Annotated in this window: 2 protein-coding genes; both read right to left on the bottom strand. The window is 63.4% G+C overall.

Annotated elements, in window-relative coordinates:
* The coding region (locus tag A2J01_RS26510) for a tyrosine-type recombinase/integrase (RefSeq protein WP_064113933.1) at positions 1-2,268 on the bottom strand (2,268 nt) is incomplete at its 3' end.
* The coding region (locus A2J01_RS26515) for a tyrosine-type recombinase/integrase (protein WP_082900966.1) at positions 2,265-3,051 on the bottom strand (787 nt) is incomplete at its 5' end. The genes A2J01_RS26515 and A2J01_RS26510, both read right to left, overlap by 4 nt.

Below are 3,051 nucleotides of genomic sequence, written 5' to 3' on the forward strand. Positions count from 1 at the left end.
ACGAGGATCGGCAACAACTGACCTCGGAATGCCTGGATTCGGATCGATCTCGGGAAGGACTTCCACATGATTACCAAGCTTGAATTCTTGTTCAGAGAAACAGGCGTGTTCGTGGCTACAGGGAGTGGCGTACGGACGGCCACAGTCCCCGAGCTCGAGCTTTCGGGTCTGGAAGTGCTGTTGGAACTCGGTCCATTCTGCGTTGGTGGGTTCGCGATACTCTTCAGCCGGGCGGACGGATCGCCGGCCATCGAGGAAAGCTCGGTAAGAGCGAATAAGCTCTTCGTCGAACACAGCGGTGTAACCCTGTGTTGTCACCAATCGGTTGTGCCCGAGAATCTTCGCGGCGATGTGGATAGGCAGGCCACCGGTGACCATTTCGGTGGCGAACATGCGCCGAAAGTCGTGCGCGGTCACCTTGATCGGCTCGTCGGCAGCGTTGCACACACCCATCCGGTCCCATGCTCGCGCCAGCAGTTGGTTGACCATCCCGGCGATGATGACCTTGGACCTGTAGTCGCGATTGCGTTGGAACAGATGCGGCAGCGGCGGTCCCCAGGCTCGCTCATGAGCGGCGTGGCGAGCGACCAGCGGGATCGATCCGCCACCGATGGCGCGCAGCCGACTGACGACGCTGGCGAGGACGCTGGCCAACTCGGGCGTGACGACGAGCAGCCTCTCCTGGTTCGTCTTGGACGGAACGATCTGGAGCAGCGGGATGACCTCACCCGTGTCTGGCAGGCGGTGACTGACAATAGCGAGTTGGGTGAGCTCGAGCAGCTCTTCGACTCGGACGCCGGTGTGTCGCAGTGTCTCGACGATTGCCCACGTCCAGAACGCCTCGTCCTCGAGGTGAGAGAGATCGAGTCGCTCTGCCGTGGCGACGATTTCAACCTTGACCGGTTCCTTGACTGTTCGGCGGGCGGGGCCGATCTCGTCGACCCTCAGCGCCAGCCGACGGTAGCGAATGCCGATGTGTTCGAAAGTCTCTTCGTAACCCGCGGATTGGCCGGCGGCGAGAAGATCGGCCTGCTGGCTCAGGTGGTCTGCCACAGAATCGGACAGGCGCGTCAAGTGCGGCAGCCGGTCCCGGATGCGCTGATGCATACGTGCGGTGACCTGCCGCTTGTTCTTCATATAGCCCTCGGTGTCGCTACGCCGCACCGGGGACGGCACTGCCCAGGGCGCCCAGGACGGGTCTTCCAGCGCCCAGGCGGCGATGTCGAGATAGAAGGCTCGCACAGGTACGAAGATGTTCAGGACGGCCAGTCGTTCACGGACCGTGCCGTCTGGTCGGACGACGGTTCGTGTTCGCTGTCGCCATGCCTCAGCGACGTCGTTGGGCAGGTGCAGCGAGTCGATGCCTGGGTGGTGGGCTTCGATGTCCGCCCAGAACGCAGCAAGGACGCGAGCGAGGGCGGAGAAGGTGCTGTAGTCCAATGCCGGGCGTCGTTCGTCGAGGTAGCGGACGATGACGTCGCGGATCGGCCGACAACTCAGATTGATCGAGTCGACGATCTCACCGGTCGACAACTGGCCACGCATCCGCATGGTGTGAAACGGCGCATCCGGGATCTTCGCGATGCCCCGCACGAGATCCCAACCGGTGCTGATACTTCCGCGAGTTTGCCCGCCAGGCCACCCAATTGCATGTCGTAGGTTCATGAAGTCGTCGAAGGTGAGCTCGTCAAGGTTGCGCCCGCAATGGAGGACTATCGCGGTGAGGGTATTCAGAGCGTTGACTCGAAGGGGTTTGCGGATCTGCAGCCTTTGGGCGTTCTGTTCGGCTAGTGCGAACAAGTCCGGTTGGAACGTGGCGCGAGCCTTCCCGTAGAGGACCGGCGAACTAAGGGTACGCAGCAGTCGATGGCTGGGCAGGATGAACCGAATCAGCATCAGGCAGCCCAGAGCGTCAATGAACACTCTCCGCTTGGCATTCAGTGACCGCGGATCATCTCTGGTGATCGATTCGATCCAGTGGAGGGTGTCGTCCGGGTTCGCGCACTCCCAGCGTGCCTGCCACCCGTCGCCGGGGTGGCTGGCGAGCCAGACGAGGATTACTCGGACCGCGGCGATGATCGGCTTTTGTTGTCGCGGCGAGCGGCGGGCCATCTCGGGCGAGGATTTGAGGGCGGTGAGCACATCCTCGGTAGCCGTCTCGTCCAATTGTCCGCCGACTCCGCCTCGCGAGCCCCACCGCGCGCGTTCGTCCTCGCTTGCCCGCCAGACGGGTGAGCGCTTGGCTGGTGTCGGTGTCGGCGCTCTCACTGCGCGGATCCGCCGAGAAGGACAGTTAGGTCCGTGGGGTCGTACCGCGTAGTCACAGGCGGCGGCTTCGGAGCGGCCTCGTGTTCCCTGTCAAGGTGGGCCAGAACTCGCGTCGCAACCTCTATGTCTTCCTCGAACAAATAGGTCGACGCAGTGGTGTCGATATCGGCGTGGCCGAGGATCACCTGTATGTCGCGCAAGGTTAGGTTCGGGTCGCGTGACATCCGCAGCGCCGCGGTGTGGCGCAGGTCGTGCATCGACCAGTTCGTCCCTAGCGTCCTGTTGACCCGCCTGAACACCGCCCGTAGCGCGTCATAGGTCAGTGGTTGCTCCGCAAGTCCGGTGCCGCGGTCGCGTCGACGCACAGTGCGCCAGATCGGCTCATTCGGGCCGACGGGAACGCTCTCGCCCAGATAGAGGCGAAGCCAAACGATGGCTTCGGCGCTGACTGGTAGCCACTGCTCGGCACGGCTACCCTTGCGGATCACGCGCACCAGTTGATCGCCCCAATTGATGTCGACACCACGAAGACCGAGCAACTCACCGGCGCGTGCGCCGTTGCTCAGCGCCAGCGCCAGCAACGCCCGGTCCCGGTGCGAGCGCAATGCGACGAACACATCACGCCACTGCTTGTCCGATAGGGTCCGTGGCCGCCGCTTCGCGATCGGCGGGTTGTAACGCAGTCGACCTTCGGGTCGGAACGGCTCCATCGGATTGTGGTGCTCGTTGGGTCGAGCGTGCACCGCCCGCCGTACCGGGTTGACGACCGGCCCCTCACCGAGA

Source organism: Rhodococcus sp. EPR-134, from assembly GCF_001647205.1.
GTDB classification, from domain to species: domain Bacteria; phylum Actinomycetota; class Actinomycetes; order Mycobacteriales; family Mycobacteriaceae; genus Rhodococcus_F; species Rhodococcus_F qingshengii.